Origin of the sequence: Actinomadura sp. 6N118 (assembly GCF_044326415.1) — a bacterium.
In the GTDB taxonomy this organism is placed as follows: domain Bacteria; phylum Actinomycetota; class Actinomycetes; order Streptosporangiales; family Streptosporangiaceae; genus Spirillospora.
Genome location: NZ_JBIRAZ010000017.1, coordinates 25,334 through 46,639, shown reverse-complemented (window position 1 = coordinate 46,639; position 21,306 = coordinate 25,334). Strand labels below are relative to the sequence as shown.

Genomic DNA, 21,306 nt, shown 5'->3' with positions numbered 1-21,306 from the left:
CGCACACTAAGGTCGGCGCCATGTCGAAATCCGATCGCCTGTTGCTGATCGTGCACATCGGCTTTGCGATCTTCGCGCTGGGGCCGCTGACCGCCGCGACCATGGCCACGCCGCGGTTCATCCGCAAGCAGAACACCGTCGTGCTCCGGTACCTCAACCGGACGACGCGGATCTACGGGCTGGGGACCCTCGGCATCCTCGTGTTCGGTCTCCTCCTCGCCGACGGCGACTTCGCGAGGGTCTGGCTGACGGCGTCGCTGACGCTGTTCATCGTCGCCCTCGTCCTGCTGATCCTGATCGAACGGGACCAGCGCAAGGCGATCCACCTGCTGGATGTCGCCGCTGCTGAGGCGGCTCCGGCCACCAGCACGGACAGGAGCGCGACCAAGGCCGAAGACCAGGACGAAGGCGAAGGCAAGGACGAGAACAAGGCCGAGGAGGGCGCCGCGTCAGCGGCTCCAGCGCAGAGCGACATCGCGCAGGTGGAGCGCGGCCGGATCGCCTCCCTCTCGGGTGTGGTCGCGCTGCTCTGGCTGGTGATCCTGTTCTTGATGGTCTGGTACGGAGAAGCCGGTTAGGGCATGTCGAGGGTCGCCCTGGGGCGGCGTCACCCCGTCTGGGACTTGATCCAGGACAACAGCGCCGGATAGACCGTCTCGTCGTTCAACAGCCCGTTGCCGTGCATGTCCCCCGGCACGGTCTTGACCGTGACGGGCACGCCGACGCCGCGCAGAGCGCTGGCCAAGCCCGTGCTCTGGGTCACCGGAACGAAGTCTCCCTCGCTGTGCATGAGCAGCATGGGCGCGTCGCCCGGGCTGGCATGGGTCGCGGAGTTGGCGTCGTCCACTCGCCCCCAGCAGGCCAGGTCGGCCTGGCTCGGCACGCAGCCGAGGAGCTGGAGGACCGCGTTGCGCAGGCCGCCCTGGGCACGGGACGCCGTCGCCGCTATGCCGGCCTGGTAGGCCAGGTAGGGCGTGTTGACCGGCGACAGGGCCACCACGCCGCGCACCTGCTGGGAACCGGTGCCGGCGGTGCCCAGCTGCGTCGCCAGCTGCCCGCCCGCGGAGGCACCCACGACGACGATGCGCTGCGGGTCGACGTTCCACGTCTTGGCGTGCTTCTTGACAAACGCGAGCGCGGCCTGCGCGTCGGTGCGCTGGGCGGGCCACTGCGCCATGCCGGACAGCCGGTAGTCGGCCGCGAAGACCGTGAATCCCTGCGTCGTCAGGCGGCGTGCGAAGTACTTCCAGCCGGTCTTGCTCCCCCGGCGCCAGGATCCGCCGTGCAGCAGCAGCACGCCAGGACGGGTCGGCTGCGGCGTTGCCTGCTGGCCTGGCTGGCCTGGCTGAGTCTGCTGGCCTGGCTGAGTCTGCTGGCCTGGCTGAGTCTGCTGGCCCTGCTGAGTCTGCTGGCCCTGCTGAGTCTGCTGGCCCTGCTGAGTCTGCTGGCCCTGCTGAGTCTGCTGGCCCTGCTGAGTCTGCTGGCTCTGCTTGGGCTTCGCCGGGACACGCCAGTAGACGTCGACCCGTTGGCGCGGGTGCCGTCCGTACGCGTACGTGCGCTGCCTCGGCGGCTTCGGCGTCACGATGACCGCGCGCGCGGAGACCACCGACGAGTCGGACTGAGCGGGCGGCGACGGAGCGCCGGTCGTCGTGGACGAGGTCTCAGCACCCTCCAGCACGGGCGCGGGAGGGTCAGCCTGCGCTCCCGCCGGCACGGCCACGGCCGACAGGCAAGTCGCGGCGAAGGCCGCCCCGGCCACCAGTACCTTGCGCACTCGAGCCCCTTTCTCGGCGGAATCTGGCGCGCACATCATAAAGCTTCGATCACGCCCATGACCCCCCGAACCCCACGGAGCCCTCCGGCACCGCGAGGACAGCGCGAGCTCACCCGGCCGTCAGGCGAGGGCCTGCTCCAGGTCACGGAGGAGATCGTCGACGTCCTCGATGCCCACCGAGAGACGGACGAGATCGCCGGGGACCTCCAGCGGCGAACCGGCGGCGGAGGCGTGCGTCATGCGGCCCGGGTGCTCGATCAGCGACTCCACGCCGCCGAGCGACTCGCCGAGCGTGAAGAGCTTGGTGCGCTCGCAGACCCGGACGGCCGCCTCTTCGGACGCCATCCGGAACGACACCATCCCGCCGAAGGCCCTCATCTGCTTGGAGGCGGCCTCATGGCCCGGGTGGGTGGGGAGGCCCGGGTAGATGACCTCGGTGACCGCCGTGTGGCGGCTCAGCATGCCGGCGACGGCCTCGGCGTTGGCGCAGTGCCGGTCCATCCGTACGGCCAGGGTCTTGATGCCGCGCAGAGTCAGCCACGCGTCGAACGGACCCGCGATCGCGCCCATCGCGTTCTGGTGGAAGGTGAGCCGTTCACCCAGGTCGGGGTCCGCGACGATCAGCGCGCCGCCGACCACGTCGGAGTGACCGCCGATGTACTTGGTGGTGGAGTGCACGACCACGTCGGCGCCGAGAGCCAGTGGCTGCTGGAGGTAGGGCGAGGCGAACGTGTTGTCCACCGCCAGCAACGCCCCGGCGTCGTGGGCGACGGAGGCCAGCGCGGCGATGTCGGCGATGCCCAGCAGCGGATTGGTCGGCGTCTCGACCCAGATCAGCTTCGTCTCCGGCCGGATCGCCGCGCGTACTGCGGCGATGGCGTTGAGCGGCACCGGGTCGAACGTCACTCCCCACGGCTCGGCGACCTTCGCGAAGAGCCGGTAGGTGCCGCCGTACGCGTCGTTCGGGATGACGACGTGGTCACCGGGCTTGAGCACCGTGCGCAGCAGCGCGTCCTCGGCTGCGAGGCCGGACGCGAACGCCAGCCCGCGCGACCCGCCCTCTATCTCGGCCAGGCAGGTCTCCAGAGCGGTCCGGGTCGGGTTGGCTGACCGCGAGTACTCGTAGCCGCCGCGCAGCCCGCCGATGCCGTCCTGCTTGTACGTAGAGACCTGGTAGATGGGAGGGACGACCGCGCCCGTCGTGGGGTCGGCCTCCTGCCCGGCGTGGATGGCCAGCGTCTCAAATCCCTGGTGAACGTCCTTGTCCATGAGGACGAGGCTACCTACCCGCGGCGGTACCGGAGGACGAGGGGACCACCCCGCAGGTATCAGGTCGGGGTTGGCTTCACAGCGGGACCACAACTAGAGATCCGATCTTTAGCGTCTTAGTCATCCCCCCGACATCTCAGCTAAAGGACAAGACGCATGTTCGCATGGCTCGCGCGCGTCGTCGTCAGACATCCATGGTGGACGATCTTGGCTTGGCTGGTCGCCGCCGTGGCCATCGTCATGACGGCACCCGCCATCTCCACGCAGGAGGACACGGCCGACTTCCTCCCGAGCAAGTACGAATCGATCCAGGCCGCGAAGATCGCCGAAAAGGCGTTCCCGCAGCAGGACGAGGAATCCGCGCTGATCGTCGTCAAACGGTCCGACGGGGCGCCGCTCACGACCGCCGACGGCGCCAAGGTCACCCAGATCGCCAAGGCGCTGGAGAGCACCAAGCCCCCGGTGGTCCGCACCTTCACCACCGGGCCGGACACGGTGGCGCCCAACAAGGCCGTCCAGATCATCGGCATGCCGATGACGGGTGACGACGACGACAAGATGAGTGAGGCGGTCAGGCAGACCCGCGATCGGCTGCCCGCCCAGTTGTCGGGCAGCGGTCTCGACGCCAAGATCGGCGGAAACGTCGCCTCGTGGGTCGACAACGAGAAGTCGTTCGACCAGTCCTTCGAGATCGTGGGAATCGCGACCTTCGTCCTGATCATCGGCCTGATCCTGCTGATCTTCCGGGCACCGCTCGCGGCCCTGCTGCCACTGCTGGTGATCACGGCGACGATGCAGGTCGTGAACGGGCTGATCGCGTTCGCGGCGAACGCCTTCAACTGGGAGGTCGGCGAGGACCTCGGCATCATCATGCTGATCGTGCTGTTCGGGATCGGCACCGACTACATCCTGTTCCTGCTGTTCCGCTTCCGTGAACGGCTGCGCGCCGGCGACGACAAGAAGACGGCGATGATCCTCTCGATGGAGCGGGTCGGCGAGGTCATCTTCTCCGCGGCGGCGGCCGTCGCCATCGCCTTCCTGGTGATGTTGCTGGCCTTGTTCGGCGGGTTCGGGCCGATGGGCCCGGCGCTGGCGATCGCCGTCACCGTCATGGCGATCACGGCGCTCACCCTGGTCCCGGCGATCGTCTCGCTGCTCGGCACCGCCGTCTTCTGGCCGTCCAAGGCGTGGCGCAAGCACCCCAAGGGCTCGCAGGCCGCCGCGCTCGGCCGGCTGGTCGGGCGGCGTCCCGCGGTGGTCGCCCTCGTCTCCGGCGCCCTGCTGATCGGCCTCGCGGTCGGCACCTTCTCCTTCAAGAGCAACAACGACTTCTTCGCCGGCTTCCCGCAGGACACCGAGTCGGCCCAGGCCAACAAGGACATGCAGAAGGGCTTCCCGCCGGGCCTGACGACGCCGGTCTCGGTGTACGTCAAGCGTGCGGACGGCCAGGCCCTCGACCAGGGACAGCTCGCCGCGTTCAGCGCGAAGGCCAAGGACGTGCCCGGTGTGGGACGCGTCCAGCAGCCGGAGCCGAGCAAGGCGGACCGGTCCGTCGTCCGCGTCGACCTGCTGCTGAAGGAGAACCCGCTTTCGGCGGAGTCGATCGAGCTGGTCCGCGGCGAACTGCGCGACGGGGTGCACAAGGCCGCGCCACCCGGCACCCGAGCCTACGTCGGCGGGGAGACCTCCACGTTCGCCGACATCAACAACGTCATGAACCGTGACCTGTCGGTCATCCTGCCGGTGGCGGCGGTGCTCATCGCCCTCATCCTGGCCCTGCTGCTGCGCAGCCTGGTGGCGCCGATCTATCTGATCGCGGTGGTGCTGCTCGGCTTCGCGGCCACACTCGGCGCGGCGGTCTACACGTTCCAGGGTGCACTGGGCGAACCCGGGATCACGTTCCAGCTGCCGACGATCCTCTACCTGTTCGTGCTGGCGATCGGCACCGACTACAACATCCTGCTGACCGCGCGGCTGCGAGAGGAGGCGAAGGAGGGCAACGACCCGCGGCGGGCCGCCGCCCTGGCCGTCGAGCACGGCGGCCCGACCGTCGCCGCCGCCGGGCTCATCCTGGCCGGGACCTTCTCGGCGATGATGCTGGCGAAGGTCTCGATGCTCCAGCAGATCGGCTTCTCGGTGGCGATCGGGATCGTGTTGTCGGCGTTCGTGGTCTCGATCTTCCTGGTGCCCGCCGTCACCGCGCTGCTCGGCCACAAGGCGTGGTGGCCCGGTCACGGCGACGAGCCGCCGGTGCGGAAGGGCCCGGATCCGCTGGAGGAGCAGTTCGCCAGCTCCGGGCGGCACGCCCGATAGACCCCCGAATGGCGTCATGCCTGGTAGGAGGGATTTGACTCCAGGAGGGTGGACCTAGGTCCACCCTCCTGGAGGAGGAGATCCTCCCCCGGAAGTACAGGTGAGAGTTCGGCGCTCAGGCTGACCACAAACGGGAGAACGTTCCATACGGTTGACCGGTATCGCAGAACAAATCTCACATTGAAGGAATCTGAATGTTCGCACGGCTTGCGCGGTTCGTCGTGAGACACCCGTGGTGGACGATCCTGGCGTGGGTCGTCGCCGCCGTCGCCATCGTCGGGCTCGCCCCCAGTATCGAGACCAAGTCCGACCAGGCCGACTTCCTGCCCTCCAAGTACGAGTCAATCCAGGCAGCGAAGCTTGCCGAGAAGTCGTTCCCGCAGGCCGCGGACGCCACCGCGTTCGTCGTGGTCCAGCGGGCCGACGGCGCGAAGATCACACCCGCCGACAGCACCAAGATCACGCAAGCCACGCAGGCCTTGACCGCCAAGAAGTACAAGACCGTGGTGGCCCTGCAGACCGGCCAGCAGTCGGTGGCGCCCAACCAGGCGTTCCAGCTGATCAACGTGTCGCTGAAGGGTACGGATCAGACCGCCCAGAAGGACCAGGGCGAGGCGATCAAGAACATGCGCAAGGACCTGCCCGGTGCGCTGGGCAGCGGCCTGAACGCCAAGGTCGGCGGCGATACGGCGGCGTTCGTCGACAACGAGGACTCCTTCACACAGTCCTTGGCGCTCGTCACCAGCGGCACGTTCATCCTGATCATCGGCCTGATCCTGCTGATCTTCCGGGCGCCGATCGCCGCCATCCTGCCGATCATCGTCATCTTCGCGACCGAGATCGTGTCGATGAAGGTGATCGGTGCGGCGTCCAAGCTGCTGGGCTTCTCCGGTGACGACAGCCTCCAGATCATCCTGACGATCGTGCTGTTCGGCATCGGCGCGGACTACTACCTGTTCCTGCTCTTCCGCTTCCGCGAACGGCTGCGGGCGGGCGACGACAAGAAGACCGCCATGATCGTCACAGTGGAGCGGGTCGGCGAGGTCATCACCTCCGCCGCGGCCGCCATCGCCGTGACGTTCCTGGTGCTGATGTTCGCCGCGTTCGGCATCTTCTCCGCCTGGGGCCCGTCGCTGGCCATCGCCGTCGTCGTCATGGGCATCACCTCGCTGACGCTCTTCCCCGCGCTCATCTCCCTGCTCGGCACGGCGATCTTCTGGCCGTCCAAGTCCTGGAAGAAGCAGCCCAAGGACAAGGTCTCGGCGGGGATGGGCCGGATGGTCGGCAAGCGCCCCGCGCTGGTCGCCCTCGGTTCCGGCGCCCTGCTGGTCGTCCTGGCCGCCGGCGCGTTCGGGTTCAAGGCCGACTACGACTTCCAGGCGAGCTTCCCGCAGAACACCGAGTCCGCGGAGGCCATGAAGGAGATGCAGAAGGGCTTCCCGCCCGGCCTGACCACGCCGGTCCAGGTCTACCTGGAGTCCACCGACGGGCAGCCGATCACCAAGGCCAAGATCGATGCCTTCAGCGCGCAGGCCAAGTCCCTGCCGGGCGTGGGCGGCGTCCAGCCGTCGCAGGCGGGCACGGGCGGCAACGTGGTCCAGATCGACCTGCTGCTCAAGAGCAACCCGAACAGCAACGCGTCCATCGCACTGGTCAAGGACGAGCTGCGACCGGCCGCGCACAAGATCAAACCGGACGGGACCAAGATGCTGGTGGGCGGTGCCACCGCCGTCTACGGAGACATCAACAAGGTCGTCAACCGCGACCTCTCGGTGATCCTCCCGATCGCCGGCGTGCTGATCGCGCTCATCCTGCTGGTCCTGCTGCGGTCGGTGGTCGCACCGCTCTACCTGGTGCCGATCGTGCTCCTCGGCTTCGCCGCGACGATGGGCTCCGCGGTGTTCGTCTTCCAGGGCGCGATGGGGCAGCCGGGTGAGATCTTCCACCTGCCGATCATGCTGTACCTGTTCGTGCTGGCCATCGGGACCGACTACAACATCCTGATGACCGCGCGACTGCGCGAGGAGGCCAAGGAGGGCCACGAGCCGCGCAAGGCCGCCGCCCTGGCGGTCCAGCACGGCGGCCCGACCGTCGCCGCGGCCGGTCTGGTCCTGGCGGCCACCTTCTCGGTGATGTTGCTGGCGAAGGTCTCGATGCTCCAGCAGATGGGTGGCTCCATCGCGATGGGCATCACGCTGTCGGCCTTCGTCATGGCCATCTTCCTGGTGCCTGCCGTGACCGCGATGCTGGGCCACAAGGCCTGGTGGCCGGGGCACGCCGACCGGCCCAAGGCGGTGCCTCCGAGCGCCGAGGGCCCGGGCGAGACCCGCGAGGACTTCGTCCCGACGGGTTACCGCTCCTAAGACGTTGGATTGCGGCGTGGAGGTCTGAAATAGCCGCCCAGGACCCCACGCCGCAATTCAACTTCGTGAGAAAGCGAAGCGCCGGAGATCAAGCCGATCTCCGGCGCTTCGCCACGTTCAGGGCCTGCCAGCCGCCCGGCGCGCAGGCAGGCAGACCGGTGCCGGCCAGGAAGGCCGGCCTCCAAAGGGTCCGACAGCTTGGCCCGGCCCCTGACCGAGATCTTTGGTCAGCCCTTGGCTAGGAAGACCAACAGGTCCTGACGGGTGATGATCCCGGTCGGCTTACCGTCCACCAGCACGACCGCCGCATCCCTGCCCTCCAGCGCGGACATCATCCGCGACACGGGCTCACCCGACCCGACGACCGGAAGCGGTGGGCTCATGTGCTTGTCCAATGGCTCGTCCGGTCCGGCTTGGTCGGCATACAGCGCGCGCAGCAGGTCCCGTTCCTCCACTGCACCGATCACCTCCCCTGCCATCACGTCAGGGTGCCCCGCTCCCGGTGAGACCACCGGCATCTGCGAGACTCCGAACTCCCTCAGCACCTTCACGGCTTCCTCCACCGTCTCAGTGGGGTGCATGTGGACGAAGCTCGGGATCCCGCCCGACTGTGCCTCTGCCTTCCGGGCTAGTACGTCCCCCACCGTCGCCTCCGTGGTGGACCGATCGTCGCTGAACCCATATTGGCTCATCCACTCGTCGTTGAAGATCTTTGACAGGTAGCCGCGGCCGCCGTCCGGGAGCAGGACCACGATCACCGCGTCCGGCTCCGCCGCGGCGGCGACCCGCAGTGCGGCGACGACAGCCATTCCGCAGGAGCCGCCGACGAGCAGGCCCTCCTCGCGGGCCAGCCGCCGGGTCATGACGAACGAGTCGCGGTCGGAGACGGCGATGACCTCGTCGCAGATGTCGCGGTCGTAGGTCTCGGGCCAGATGTCCTCGCCGACGCCTTCGGTCAGGTACGGACGGCCGCTGCCGCCGGAGTAGACCGAACCCTCCGGGTCGGCGCCGATGATCTTCACCGCGCCGCCGGAGACCTCCTTGAGATACCGGCCGGTGCCGCTGATGGTGCCGCCGGTGCCGATCCCGGCCACGAAGTGCGTGATCCGCCCCTCGGTCTGCTCCCAGAGCTCCGGCCCCGTCGTCTCGTAGTGCGAGCGCGGGTTGTTGGGGTTGGTGTACTGGTTGGGCTTCCATCCGCCCGGGATCTCGGCGGCGAGCCGGTCCGAGACCGAGTAGTAGGAATCCGGGTGCTCCGGCGACACCGCGGTCGGGCAGATGACCACCTCGGCCCCGTACGCCCGGAGGACGTCGATCTTGTCCTTGGCGACCTTGTCGGGGCAGACGAAGACGCAGCGGTAGCCGCGCTCCTGCGCCACGATGGCCAGACCCACCCCGGTGTTGCCGGAGGTCGGCTCGACGATCGTGCCGCCCGGCTTGAGCTCCCCCGAGGCCTCGGCGGCGTCGATCATCCGGACCGCGATGCGGTCCTTGACCGAGCCGCCGGGGTTGAAGTACTCGACCTTGGCCAGCACCTGCGGCGCGGGGCCTCCGGTCACCTTGCGCAATCGCACGAGCGGGGTGTTGCCCATGAGCTCGACGAGCGAATCGTGTACGTGCACGCGACGTCCTTGTCGGGTTTCAAGATGTTGCACCCGTGTTCAATCCGCATGTACTCGTTGTGAACTGCGGCGGGACAGGATGCGGACTCGGATAGATTCCTGTTTCCGACGGTAGCCCAGATCTGCCGTTGGGGGCATCCATGATGGGACGGGGTACACCTTTGTTGATGACGGAGGGTAAGCGACGATGCTGAGAGCGTTGACCGCGCGGCGCATCGCGACCGCGGCCGCGTACGGGGGCGGCGGGATCACGGCGCTGGGCGGGTTGACGTTCGGGTTGATCGTCGTGGAGGCCAGGATGGCCCGGCGGATCATCCAGGCCACCCCCTACGGTGAGCCGCCCGTGGCCGACGATCTCTATGGCGGACGGCTGCCCGGCGAGCCCATCTCCTTCGTCGTGCTCGGCGACTCCACCGCGGCCGGTCTCGGTGTGGCGGCGCCCGACGAGACGCCCGCCGCCCTGCTCGCCGCCGGGTTGTCGGCGATCGCGGCCCGTCCGGTGTGGCTGACGAACGTGGCCAAGTCGGGATCCCGGTCGGAGGCGCTGGACGAGCAGGTCAACCGCGCGCTGGAGGCAGAGCCCGAGATCGCCGTCATCATGATCGGCGCCAACGACGTCACCGGCCGGGTGCCCGCCGCCGAGTCCGTGCGCCATCTGGCGTCCGCGGTCGAACGCCTTCTCGCCGCCGGCTGCGAGGTCGTGGTGGGCACGTGCCCCGATCTGGGCTCGGTCAAGCCCCTCATGCAGCCGCTGCGGTGGATCGCGCGCCGTACCAGCCGCCAGCTCGCCGCCGCCCAGACGATCGCGGTGGTCGAACACGGCGCCCGGTCGGTCTCGCTCGGCGACCTCCTCGGCCGCGAGTTCGCCGCCGACCCGCTCGCGATGTTCAGTGACGACCGCTATCACCCCTCCGCACACGGCTACGCCGCGGCGGCGATGGCGATGTTGCCCTCGATGGCCGCCGCTCTCGGTCTGGAGCCCGACCCCGAAGCGCTGCCCGACCCCCGCCGGGGCGAAGGCGTGCTGCCCGTCTACCTGGCGGCCGCCGAGGCAGCCGAGGAGCCCGGCACCGAGGTCGCGGGCACCAGCGTCGCCGGTCGCGAACGCGGCCCCCGGGGCGCCTGGGCGGCGCTGCGCCGCCGCCGCCGCCCGCTCGCCGACGAGGGCGTGGAGGAATCGCCGTCCGCGGGACGGGCCGTCCCAGGTACCGCGGGCGCCGCCTGACCCGGCGCGACAGAAACAGCTCCGGATCTGTAGTCCCTCTGTTACGTTCTGTTGTTGCGGACGGGGCGCCGCAAGCGCGCGCGGCAGGCCGTGTCGACGCTTTGAGTCGGCCTTCCCCTTGAAATCCCATAGCGCTCGCTGAGGAGCTACCCATGGCCTCGCACACCCGACCACGACCACATTCCGCAATCATTCCGGCACGCATCGCTACAGCGATGCTCCTTCTGGGGGTGGCGGGCTGCTCCAGCGGCCCGGGGGCAAGCGGTGCCTCGGCCGCGCAGGGCTGGTCCGGCAAGGGCGTGAACACGGTCAGCCGGCCTGTCGCGGGCGCGGGCGTCACAGCCGTGACGGGACTGCGGCCCGATGGCACGCTGGAGACGTCGGTGTTCGACCTGTCCAAGGGCCGGAGGTTGTGGTCGCGCCCAGCCACGATGGTCGGCCGGTTGTCCGGTATGGGCGTCCAGCCGCCCGCGGTGGTCGGCCCGCAGGGCAACGGTGTGGTGGTCTCGCTCGAACCGCAGAAGACCGGCAAGTGGAAGGCGACACTGGTCGCCCGTGACGCCCGTTCCGGCGCGCAGAAGTGGGTCCGCCCGGTCGACTCGACGTTCGGCCCGGTGCGCTGTGGCACCTACATCTGCATGTCGGAGTTCACCGCCCGCAGGAACGCCCGGTTCGTCGTGCTCGACCCCGCGGCGGGCGGCAGGCAGTTGTGGAAGATGGCAGGCATCGCCGAGGTCGAGTGGGCCGACCCCGTGAAAGTCGTGGCGTTCCGGATGGCCAAGCATCCGACACTGGAGGCCCACGACCTCAAGACCGGCAAAACGCTGTGGAGCTTCCCGGTCGAACGCGCGGTGGGCTCGGGCGTCAACCTCTCCGGCGGCTGGGCCTTCGGCTCGCTCGGCGACGTGCTCGTCGGCTACATGGCCCCCTACCAGGCACGCAAGGGCAAGCCACTGTCCGCGTTCGGCTTCTTCGGCCTGGACATGGCGACCGGCAAGCCGATCTGGTCACGCAAGCGGCTGCTGCGCGTCTACCCCAGCGCCAACCCGGCCGTCGCTCTGATCACCCGCCAGGTCACCCCGGCGGGCGGTTACGGCGGCTTCGAGCAACTCGACCCCCGGACGGGCCGGACGACCGGCGCGATCACCGCGGACAAGGCGCCCAGGTCCGCCTGGTGGCTGGCCTTTCCCGCCGATCTGACCAAGCTCGGCTTCCTGTCGCTGGGCCGCGCCGGCGCCGCCTACGATCTGCGCAACGCCGCCCAGACCAAGCCCAAGGGCATGCGCGCCTGGTCGTTCTGCACGGTCGACCCCGCCGAGCTGAAGATCAGCGGCCAGCGCGGTTTCTTCCCGGTCGCCCCACTGTGCGCCTACGACCTGGCCGCCGGCAGGAAGATCAGCGAGCCCGGCCCGCCGCCCGGCTGGTACACCGGCGCCGTGGACGGATGGCGCGTCTGGCGAGACGAACGCGGCGTCCTGCACGCAGTCAAGGACGCAAAGGGAACGACCCCCGGTATGTACGGCCTCTGACCACCCGTGCTCTCCAGTGACCGGGCACTTATTGGACTCAACGTCTATAAGGTCACGGCCCCGGCGTGTACGGCTGTACGGGCAACGGCTAGATTTGCTTGTGACCGGTGAGTAACACCGTCGCCGGGTCAGCCACCGGCCGCTCAGACAGGGAGATCCGACATGCCCGAGGCAGTCATCGTCGCCACCGCGCGTTCGCCGATCGGCCGCGCCTTCAAGGGTTCGCTCAAGGACCTGCGCCCGGACGACCTCACCGCCCAGATGATCACCGCGGCCATGGCCAAGGTGCCGCAGCTCGACCCGAGCCAGATCGACGACCTGCTGCTCGGCTGTGGCCTGCCCGGCGGCGAGCAGGGCTACAACCAGGCCAAGGTGGTCGCCACGCTGCTCGGCTGGGACAGCGTGCCCGGCGCGACGATCACCCGCTACTGCTCCTCCTCGTTGCAGACCTCCCGGATGGCGCTCCACGCGATCAAGGCCGGCGAGGCCGACGTCATCATCTCGGCGGGCGTCGAGATGGTCAGCCGCTTCGCCAAGGGCAGCAGCGACGGCCTGCCCGACACCCAGAACCCGCTGTTCGGTGAGGCCACGACCCGCACCGCCAAGTCCGCCGAGGGCGGCACCGGCCTCTGGCACGACCCGCGCGAGGACGGGGCGCTGCCGGACATCTACATCGCGATGGGCCAGACCGCCGAGAACGTGGCGGGCATCCGCAGCGTGAGCCGCCAGGCCCAGGACGAGTTCGGCGTCCGCTCGCAGAACCTCGCCGAGAAGGCCCTCGCCAACGGGTTCTGGGAGAAGGACATCACCCCCGCCACCCTGCCCGACGGCACGGTCGTCTCCAAGGACGACGGCCCGCGGCCCGGCACCACCTACGACAAGGTGTCGCAACTGCAGCCGGTGTTCCGCCCCGACGGCACCGTCACCGCAGGCAACTGCTGCCCGCTGAACGACGGCGCCGCCGCGGTCATCATCATGAGCGACACCAAGGCCGCCGAGCTGGGCATCACCCCGCTGGCCCGCATCGTCTCGACCGGCGTCACCGGCCTGTCCCCCGAGATCATGGGCCTCGGCCCGGTGGGCGCCTCCCAGCGCGCACTGGCCCTGGCGGGGATGACCATCGACGACATCGACCTGGTCGAGATCAACGAGGCGTTCGCCGCGCAGGTGCTGCCGTCCGCGCAGGACCTGGGCGTCGACATGGACAAGCTGAACGTCAACGGCGGCGCCATCGCGGTCGGCCACCCCTTCGGCATGACCGGTGCCCGGATCACGTCCACGCTGCTCAACTCGCTGCAGTTCCACGACAAGCAGTTCGGTCTGGAGACCATGTGCGTGGGCGGCGGCCAGGGCATGGCGATGGTGCTGGAGCGCCTCAGCTGACGCCTCGCCCCTCGGAACGGCCTGCGCATACACGCGCAGGCCGTAACTTTTTATATGAATGATCGTTACGTTATGAATGATCTACGTTACGTAATGGATAGGTCCGCGTTAGGGGGTTGTCACATCCAGGCTGCTGTTGCAGAGTCGGCAGGAAGAGCCCCGCTTCCTGGAGGTGCCAATTGTCTTTGAACCACTCGCCGGAGACGCACACCAAGTTGATCGCCCGCATCCCGCAAGTCACAGGACGTGACATCCCCGAGTGGTTCACCGCCATCGAGAACGGACCGGCCTTCCTCCGATGCGAGGAACGCTGCAACTGGCTCGCCGACGAGCACGGTCTCTCGCACGGCTACGCGGCCGCACTGGTCCGCGAGCACGAGCGCACCCGCCGGGCGCGCCACTACTGAGGCTTCAGAGGACTTCGCGGGATCCCGCCACGGGATGCCCCCCGCCGTCGTACCGCTACGCAGTACGACTGTGGTGAGAGATCCCGCAACTGATTCGCCCCCTGCCGAAGCCAAGTCCGGCAGGGGGCGAGTCACGCCTGTGTCATGTTCTCGATGTCATGTTCCCCGTTGTCACGCTGAGACCGCGCTGGCTACTCGCGGAAGTACGAGAGCAGCCGCAGGATCTCCAGGTAGATCCACACGAGGCTCAGCGTGAGCCCGAACGCGCAGTACCAGGCGAACTTCTCCGGCGCGCCGGCTCGCACGCCCTGCTCGATGGAGTCGAAGTCCAGCAGCAGGAAGAAGCAGCCGACCAGGATGGCGATCACGCTGAACGCGATGCCGAGCGGGCCGCTCTCCCGGATCCCGATGCCCGAGTCGTTGAAGATACCGACGACCAGGTTGACGAGCATGAGCGCGACGAGCGCCAGCCCCGCCGCGACCACGAACCGGGCGAGCTTGGGCGTCACCCGGATGATCTTCAGGGAGTGCACCGCGAGGACGGCGGCGAACGCGAGCGCGGTGCCGACGACCGCCTGGAAGACGATCCCGTTGTAGAGCGTCTCGTAGTAATGGCTGATCGCGCCGACGCCGACGCCGTAGACCGCCGAGAACGTCAGCACGAGCGGCGCGTTGGCCTTGCCCGAGAAGCTGATGAACAGGCCGATGCCCAGCTGCAGCACGAAGGCGACCACCGCGATCGCCAGTGCGGTCGGGACCGGCACGAACGCCCACGTGAGCGCACCGGCGACCACCAGGGCGCCGAGGCTCATGAAACCCCGGATGACGACGTCGTCATACGTCATCGTCCGCTGGGCCGGGGGCGTGTAGGACGGCGCGTCGTACATGTCCTGGAGCTGCTGCGGAGGCGGCGCGCCGTAGCCGCCCCCTTGCCCACCGAAGGCATTGCCCCGGAACGCCGGGTTCCTGCTCTCCATTGCTGCCTCCACTCAGGCGTCCTTGTCCGATCATTCTAGAGCTTGCGGGCGTATTCCGGTGCTTCCGGAGCGTGACGGCTCAGTATCGGAACGCGGTCCGCCGGCCGGCGCCCACTGCCCTCGTCCTCCTAAGGCGCCGGCCGCGATGGTGCCCCCGGTCGGATTTGAACCGACACCTGAGGCTCTTTTAGGGAGCCCGCCTCTGCCGTTGGGCTACAGGGGCGGCGCAATCATACCCAGGCTCATTCACAAACCCACACGCCGCTATTCGACCGAGATCACATTCCTGCCCAATCGCCACCTCATCGCAGGTCAGACCCCCCGGCACAGGACAGAACGCCGGAATGGGGAAGGGCTCATCCGGGCATTACGACGCACCATCGGCATGGACCGCAAACGCCTCGACCATAGTGGCGCCCGCACGCCCATCACGATCACGCCGAATTGCACAGATTTCGTGGACGCCGATCCGGCCGCTCTCACATGCCAGCGCGGAGGCGGCGAGATAGAGCAACCAGACCCTGGCGCGGCCCGCTCCCGCGTGCTCGATGCATTCGGCCCAGTGCCGCTGGAGGTTGGCCGCCCATGCACGGAGTGTGCGGGCGTGGTGCTCGCGCAGCGCGGTGACGCCGCGCACCTCCAGGCCGGCGTCTTCCACCTCGGCGACGATCTCGCCGAGCGGACGCAGCTCTCCGTCCTCGGGGAACATGTAGCTGGTCGTGAACGTCCGCCGGATCTGGTGCTGGCCGGGCCGCCGCACCGGCTCCTGGATCAGGAGCCGGCCGCCCGGGGCGAGCAGCTCGTACAGCCGGGGCATGTCCCGGCCCAGCGCCTCCAGGCCCGCCAGCCCGACGATCGCGTCGTACGGCCCGCCGCCTGCGGCAGCGAGATCGCGGTCGCGCGGCTCGACCCGGTCGGCCAGTCCGGCGGCCGCCGCCCGTTCGCGGACGTACTCGGCCTGCCCCGGTGAACGGGTCAGGCCGACGACGCGCACGCGATGCTGCTCGGCGAGGTGGCACGCGAGGGCGCCCCAGGCACAGTTGAGGTCGAGGACGCGGGCGCCGGGGAACAGGCCGAGCCGTTCGGCCACCGAGTCGAGGGCGGCCCGCTGTGCCGCCTGGAGGTCGACCGCGCCGTCCCACAGCCCGCTGCCGTGTGCCATCCCGGAACCGAGCAGCCGGGTGAAGAAGGCCGCCGAGGCCCCCAGTGGTCCGGTCTCGTCGTCGGCTCCGCGCCGTCCGGACCGGAACTCCTCGGGCGGCGGCTTGGGCTCCGGCCCCACTGCGCCGAGCGTCACCGCCATCCGGACGATCTCGCGCTTGTCGTCACTGCTGAGCCGGATCGGCTCGTCGCCGCTGCGCATGACGCGCTGCACCGCGCCGAGGGCGGCGAAGACGTCACCCTCGATGTCCAGCTCGCCGGCGACGTAGGCGCGGGCGAGTCCCATCTCGCCGGGCTTCCACAGCAGCCGCCGCAGCGCGCGGCGGTGCCGGATGACGAACGCGGGCGCGGCGGCGGGGCCGATCGTGCTGCCGTCCCAGGCGCGTACCCGGATCGGCAGGTCGGCGGCGGCCGGGCCGTCGCCGTCCTCGGCCCCGAGCATGATCCTGGTGAGCAGCGGCGCGAGCCGGGAGGCGACACCATCCTGCACGAAGCGTGCCTCCTCCCAGATGTCCATCTAGTCGTCGTGGCGCCGTCCGGCCGCGAGCTCGAACTCCTGCCGGGGCCGCTCCAGCGCGCCGAGCGAGACGATCTCACGCCGGAAGAACAGCGCGAGTGTCCAGTCCGCGGTGACGCGCATCTTGCGGTTGACCGTCGGCACCCGAGAGAGATGGTATGTGCGGTGCATGAACCAGGCGAGCACGCCCCTCAGCTTGATGCCGTACACGTTGGCCACACCTTTGTGCAGGCCGAGCCCCGCGACCGACCCGACATAGGCGTGCTTGTACGGCTTGCGGGGCTTTTCCCGCAGGTCACGCACGATGTTGTCGGCGAGGACCTTGGCCTGCCGTACCGCGTGCTGGGCGTTCGGCGCGCAGAACTCGCCGGGCTTTGTGAGGTCGGGCACGGCCGCGTTGTCGCCCGCCGTGTAGACCCCGTCGAGGCCGTCCACGGTCAGCTCGGCGGTCGCCCTGATCCGCCCCTTGCCGTCGATCGGCAGGTCGCTGTCGCGCACGACCGGATTCGCCTTGACCCCGGCGGTCCACACCAGCGTGCCGGCGTCGAACTCCTCGCCGTCGCTCAGCACGATGTGACGGCTTTCGGCGGACTTGAGCAGCGTTTCCAGCCGTACCTCGATGCCGCGGCGGCGCAGTGCCTCGACCGTCCACTTCCCCATCTCGGGGCCGACCTCCGGCAGGATCCTGTCGGCGGCCTCGACCAGCATCCAGCGCAGCTCGCTCTGGTCGATGGTCGGGTACCACTTGACGGCGTCGCGGGACAGGTCCTCGAGCTCGGCCAGCGCCTCCACGCCCGCGAAGCCGCCGCCGACGAAGACGAAGGTCAGCGCCCTGCGGCGCGCCGCCTCGTCGTCGATCGCGGACGCGATGTCCAGCTGGTGCAGCACATGGTTGCGCAGGAAGATGGCTTCTTCGACGGTCTTGAACCCGATGCCGCACTCGGCCAGACCGGGGATCGGCAACGTGCGGGAGATCGAGCCTGCGGCGACGACGAGCTGGTCGTAGGCGAACTCCCGTTGCTTCTCCCCCGCCAGGTCGGCACCGGCGGGTCGCACGGTCACCCGGTGTTCGGCGTGGTCGATCCTGGTGACGTGCCCGTTCACGATCGTGCAGCGTTTGAGGACCTTGCGCAGCGGCGTCACCACGTGCCTGGGCTCGATGTTGCCGGCCGCGGCCTCCGGCAGGAACGGCTGGTAGGTCATGTAGGACTGCGGGTCCACCACGGTGATCGTGACATCGCCGCGGCGCAGGTCGCCGCGCAGTTTCTTCTGGAGGCGCAGCGCCGTGTACATGCCGACGTAACCACCGCCGACGATAAGGATCTTCTTGGCATGGTCCGATGTACGGGTAGCTGGCATGTCCGGAGGGGTACCCGGAACTGGCCGGACGTCACCCAGGAAAGACTCCGCCGAAGAATCACCAGGTTCTGGGAAATTGGGCGAACATCTTCGCACTCTCCTGCATCTCACTGGATGTATCGCAAGAACGGCGGCGGGACAGGGCCCGACGGGGGCGCCAAGCGGATGGAGCGGCACGGGGGTGCGAAGAACCGCTCCATCCGCTTGGCCACGGCCCTGCCCCGCCGTTCGCCCTGTTCAGGCAGTCTTCAAGGCCCCGAGCAGGGTTTTCGCGACCTCGCGCCGAGTGCTATCGGCCGCTTAGTCCAGCGAGCGTGCGGGCCCTGGCGAAGACGGTGTCGAGCATGGTCTCGGTGACCCGGCCGGTGAAGGTGTTCTGCTGGCTCGGGTGGTACGTGCCAATCATCGTCACCGGGTCGCCCGCCGGAGATGTGATCTCGATCTCCACCCCGTGGCCGAAGGACGGCCGGGGCCTCGGCAGCACGTAGCCGGCCTGCCTCAGGGCGGGCCATGCCCCCTGCCAGGCGTAGCCGCCGAGCATCACGATGGCCCGCACACTCGGCGCCACCATCTCGATCTCACGTGCCAGCCAGGGCTGGCAGGTCAGGCGTTCGGCGGGCGTCGGCTTGTTGTCCGGTGGCGCGCAGCGCACGGTCGCCATCATCCGGGCGCCGATGAGCCGCTGGCCGTCCCCCGCGTGCACGCTGGTGGGCTGGGCGGCGAGGCCGACCCGGTAGAGCGAGGCGAACAGCCAGTCACCCGACCGGTCTCCGGTGAAGATCCGCCCCGTCCGGTTGCCGCCGTGTGCCGCCGGGGCCAGCCCGATCAGCAACATCCGCGGCTCGTCGTCGCCCCAGCCGGCGATCGGGCGGCCCCAGTACTCCTCGTTCGCGAACGCCCGGCGCCGTTCGACGGCCACCCGTTCCCGCCACTCGACCAGCCGGTCGCAGGCCCGGCACACCGACTGGCGCCCGCACAGGCCGGCCAGATCGGGCGCCTTCTCCGCCAGCGCGACCACCTGCGGCGCGTCCTGCGCCACGGGAGTCTCCGGGGTGGCCGGGTCTTCCGGCCACCCTGTTCCCGGCGGCACGAAGGGCGCATTGGTCATGCCAACGATCCTCGCATGCCCTTCATGTCAGCGAGTCGGGGTGGGCGTGGGCGTGGACGAGGGGGTGGGAGTCGGTGTGGCCGTCGGGTCGCCCGAGGGCTTGGGCGCAGGCATCGGGCTGCCAGGAACGCACGAGGGACTGGGCGACGGCTCCATGTTCGGATCGTCCTGGCGGAGCGGCAACGGGTAGGAGTTGGCGATCGGGGGCGGGCTTCCGCAGCGATCCAGCTGGTAGCCGTGAGCCTCGTAGTCGAGCTGTACGGGGCGGCCATCCTGGTCGTAGAGAAGGATGTCCTTGAGCGGCTTGCCGTCCTTGGAGTACGGGAAGAGGTTCGCGACTTCCCATACCGAGGATTGCGGTGCGGTGGCGGTGGAGGGCCGCGCCTCTCCTACCCCCATCTGCGAGATGTTCCCTGAGGCCAGCTGGGTGAGGCCGAGATTCACCTGGATGCTGAAGAGGAGAAGGAGCGCCAGCCCGTTGAGCCCGACGATCAGGACGCGCGGCGATCGGTCCGGGCGTGCGCGCGACCACTGGCCGAGGGCGATCGAGGCCACCACGAAGGCGGCCAGAGTCGTCCATTGGGCGGCCCCCCAGGGGTCGGCGTGCCAGTCGTCGTCCCAGTACCGCCAGAGCAGCACCGCAGCGGCCCAGGCCCGCACGATCCACCACAACGATCGGAATTCCTTAAGGAAGGCCCACACGGCGCTGAGGACCCTGGAGCCGTCGACCTTCTCGCGAAACCGGGTCTCCATCGATTGGAAGCTGCCCGTGGCAGAGGCCCGTACCGATCGCCGGGTCCGCACCGTTCCGGTGCCGTACGCGGAGCGGAGCTCGGTGGCGTACGCCGCCGGGGTGCCCAGCCGGTTGACGAGTGGCTCGTCCGACTCGGCGGCCACCTCGGCCAGGTGACCCTCCAGGTCCTCCAGCAGTTCGGCGCGGTCGGCCTCCGGAATGTCGGCGAGGGCGGCGCGCACGTCCTCGGCGTACTGCCCGATCTCTTCCTGTCTCTCGATCGGCGAGCTCATGGCGTCCCCTTGTCCATGTCATCCAGCAGGTCGTTCATGGTGTGCGCGAAGGCGGCCCAGGTTTTGGCCGATCCGGTGAGCTGAGCGCGGCCCGCGTCGTTGAGGCCGTAGTACTTGCGGTGCGGCCCCTCCTCGGAGGGGACGACGTAGGAGTTGAGCGCGCCGGCCTTGAAGAGCCGGCGGAGCGTGCCGTACACCGACGCGTCGCCGACGTCGTCGAGTCCGGCCTCGCGCAGCCGCCTGACCACGTCGTAGCCGTAGCTGTCGCTGCGGTCGAGGACGGCCAGCACCGCGAGGTCGAGCACTCCCTTGAGGAGCTGGGTGGTGTCCATAGTGCGGTACACAGTACTACGCATTGCGCAGTACTCCACAATGCCCAGGGTCAATCCATACCGGAACGGGCCGCATGTGGCGCGCGTCGCAATGGTCAAGTCATATCGCCCGCCACGTTCCGCTCGGTACGATGCGACTCGCGCTGCCGGTCGGGGAGGCGGGTGTCCGGCGCACCCCTGCGAAGCGGAGGCATGCCTTGTCGCAACCGGGCTGGTATCCCGACCCCTATGGCAGCGGCAGCCTGCGCTGGTGGGACGGGCAAAACTGGACACAGAACCTGAATCCCCAACCTGCGACGCCACCCCGGCTGGCGCTCCAGCAGCAGCCGCAGCACGTCCCGCAGCAGCAGGGGCAGGGGCAGTACGAACAGCCCGGTGGGTGGGGGCAGCCTGCGGCTCCGCAACCACTCGACGCCAACGTGCGGGGACTCCACCTGCACGCGGACGAGCAGCTAGTGGGCTATGGCAACACCTCGCTCGCCTGGGGCCACGTGCAGTGGGTCGCCTACTGGGCCGCGGTCCCCACCGGGGATGAATACGGCCAGCAGCCCGGCGGCGTTCAATGGATCTTCCAGGTCGGCCGCCATCCGTTCCATGGCGGACCTCGGGTCGAGGTGGTCATCGAGCAGGAGGAGCTCTGGCTCCAGCTGGTCGAGGCGTGCCGCCGGCTGGTCGAGCCGCGGCTGGTCGGGGAGCTGGCCCGCCAGGTGCGCGACGGCGAGTCGATCGACGTGGCGCAGGGGCTGACCGTCCATCCCGGCGGCGTGCGCGGCAACCGGGTCTCGCTGAGCTGGTCGGCGATCTCCGGCGCGACCCTGGAGAACGGCCGCGTCTGGATCCAGCAGGCGAGCGGCTCGGCCGCGGTGTTGTACGTGCCGCAGCAGAACCCGAACGCCGTCCTCATCCCGGCCCTGCTCGCCGCCCTCAAGCAGTAGAAG

General features: G+C 69.1%; 17 protein-coding genes and 1 tRNA gene. 8 read left to right on the top strand and 10 right to left on the bottom strand.

Features of this window, described 5'->3' with window-relative positions; genetic code table 11:
- Positions 1 to 20 precede the first annotated feature (20 nt).
- Positions 21 to 578 carry a hypothetical protein gene (locus ACH34W_RS36515; protein ID WP_395965732.1) on the top strand — a complete coding sequence of 186 codons (558 nt, stop codon included), beginning with the start codon at positions 21 to 23 and terminating at the stop codon, positions 576 to 578.
- Between the two features lie 29 nt (positions 579 to 607).
- Here ACH34W_RS36515 and ACH34W_RS36510 read toward each other — a convergent pair whose 3' ends face one another.
- Together ACH34W_RS36510 and ACH34W_RS36505 are read right to left on the bottom strand one after the other, a co-directional pair.
- Positions 608 to 1,777, bottom strand: coding sequence for an alpha/beta hydrolase (locus tag ACH34W_RS36510; protein WP_395965731.1), 1,170 nt, complete (start codon positions 1,775 to 1,777; stop codon positions 608 to 610).
- A gap of 120 nt (positions 1,778 to 1,897) precedes the next feature.
- Positions 1,898 to 3,046 (bottom strand): cystathionine gamma-synthase, encoded by a 1,149-nt coding sequence (locus tag ACH34W_RS36505; RefSeq protein ID WP_395965730.1) that lies wholly within the window; start codon positions 3,044 to 3,046, stop codon positions 1,898 to 1,900.
- Between the two features lie 156 nt (positions 3,047 to 3,202).
- Between ACH34W_RS36505 and ACH34W_RS36500 the strand changes: the two genes are divergently transcribed.
- Together ACH34W_RS36500 and ACH34W_RS36495 are read left to right on the top strand one after the other, a co-directional pair.
- A complete protein-coding gene (locus tag ACH34W_RS36500) occupies positions 3,203 to 5,359 on the top strand; it encodes an MMPL family transporter (RefSeq protein WP_395965729.1) in 2,157 nt (718 codons plus the stop codon).
- 194 nt (positions 5,360 to 5,553) lie between these two features.
- Positions 5,554 to 7,722, top strand: a complete 2,169-nt coding sequence (locus ACH34W_RS36495; protein WP_395965728.1) for an MMPL family transporter — start codon at positions 5,554 to 5,556, stop codon at positions 7,720 to 7,722.
- Positions 7,723 to 7,949: 227 nt separating this feature from the next.
- Here ACH34W_RS36495 and ACH34W_RS36490 read toward each other — a convergent pair whose 3' ends face one another.
- Positions 7,950 to 9,344, bottom strand: a complete 1,395-nt coding sequence (locus tag ACH34W_RS36490) for a cystathionine beta-synthase (protein ID WP_395965727.1) — start codon at positions 9,342 to 9,344, stop codon at positions 7,950 to 7,952.
- 187 nt (positions 9,345 to 9,531) lie between these two features.
- On the opposite strand from ACH34W_RS36490, the gene ACH34W_RS36485 reads away from it, so the two are divergent.
- The 4 genes from ACH34W_RS36485 to ACH34W_RS36470 all read left to right on the top strand — a co-directional run bounded on the left by ACH34W_RS36485 (position 9,532) and on the right by ACH34W_RS36470 (position 13,888).
- Complete coding sequence (locus tag ACH34W_RS36485) at positions 9,532 to 10,569, top strand: SGNH/GDSL hydrolase family protein (protein ID WP_395965726.1); 1,038 nt, start codon at positions 9,532 to 9,534, stop codon at positions 10,567 to 10,569.
- A gap of 215 nt (positions 10,570 to 10,784) precedes the next feature.
- Positions 10,785 to 12,098, top strand: a complete 1,314-nt coding sequence (locus ACH34W_RS36480; RefSeq protein ID WP_395965725.1) for a PQQ-binding-like beta-propeller repeat protein — start codon at positions 10,785 to 10,787, stop codon at positions 12,096 to 12,098.
- A 162-nt stretch (positions 12,099 to 12,260) separates the two neighbouring features.
- The gene (locus ACH34W_RS36475) at positions 12,261 to 13,481 is read left to right on the top strand and encodes an acetyl-CoA C-acetyltransferase (RefSeq protein ID WP_395965724.1); all 1,221 of its coding nucleotides are present in this window, start codon (positions 12,261 to 12,263) and stop codon (positions 13,479 to 13,481) included.
- A gap of 179 nt (positions 13,482 to 13,660) precedes the next feature.
- Positions 13,661 to 13,888, top strand: a complete 228-nt coding sequence (locus tag ACH34W_RS36470; RefSeq protein ID WP_392602123.1) for a DUF4287 domain-containing protein — start codon at positions 13,661 to 13,663, stop codon at positions 13,886 to 13,888.
- Positions 13,889 to 14,079: 191 nt separating this feature from the next.
- Here ACH34W_RS36470 and ACH34W_RS36465 read toward each other — a convergent pair whose 3' ends face one another.
- From ACH34W_RS36465 to ACH34W_RS36435, 7 genes are all read right to left on the bottom strand, one after another.
- A complete protein-coding gene (locus ACH34W_RS36465; RefSeq protein WP_395965723.1) occupies positions 14,080 to 14,865 on the bottom strand; it encodes a Bax inhibitor-1/YccA family protein in 786 nt (261 codons plus the stop codon).
- A gap of 146 nt (positions 14,866 to 15,011) precedes the next feature.
- Positions 15,012 to 15,088 (bottom strand) — tRNA-Leu (locus ACH34W_RS36460).
- Between the two features lie 144 nt (positions 15,089 to 15,232).
- Complete coding sequence (locus ACH34W_RS36455) at positions 15,233 to 16,543, bottom strand: class I SAM-dependent methyltransferase (protein WP_395965722.1); 1,311 nt, start codon at positions 16,541 to 16,543, stop codon at positions 15,233 to 15,235.
- Positions 16,544 to 17,902, bottom strand: coding sequence for an NAD(P)/FAD-dependent oxidoreductase (locus ACH34W_RS36450; protein ID WP_395965721.1), 1,359 nt, complete (start codon positions 17,900 to 17,902; stop codon positions 16,544 to 16,546).
- A 289-nt stretch (positions 17,903 to 18,191) separates the two neighbouring features.
- The gene (locus ACH34W_RS36445) at positions 18,192 to 19,010 is read right to left on the bottom strand and encodes a uracil-DNA glycosylase (protein ID WP_395965720.1); all 819 of its coding nucleotides are present in this window, start codon (positions 19,008 to 19,010) and stop codon (positions 18,192 to 18,194) included.
- A 27-nt stretch (positions 19,011 to 19,037) separates the two neighbouring features.
- Positions 19,038 to 20,036, bottom strand: a complete 999-nt coding sequence (locus ACH34W_RS36440; RefSeq protein ID WP_395965719.1) for an HAAS signaling domain-containing protein — start codon at positions 20,034 to 20,036, stop codon at positions 19,038 to 19,040.
- Positions 20,033 to 20,392, bottom strand: coding sequence for a PadR family transcriptional regulator (locus ACH34W_RS36435; RefSeq protein WP_395965718.1), 360 nt, complete (start codon positions 20,390 to 20,392; stop codon positions 20,033 to 20,035). The genes ACH34W_RS36440 and ACH34W_RS36435 overlap by 4 nt, the downstream gene beginning before the upstream one ends.
- A 107-nt stretch (positions 20,393 to 20,499) precedes the next feature.
- Here ACH34W_RS36435 and ACH34W_RS36430 point away from each other — a divergent pair, with 107 nt between their 5' ends.
- A complete protein-coding gene (locus ACH34W_RS36430) occupies positions 20,500 to 21,303 on the top strand; it encodes a DUF2510 domain-containing protein (RefSeq protein ID WP_395965717.1) in 804 nt (267 codons plus the stop codon).
- Positions 21,304 to 21,306 lie beyond the last annotated feature (3 nt).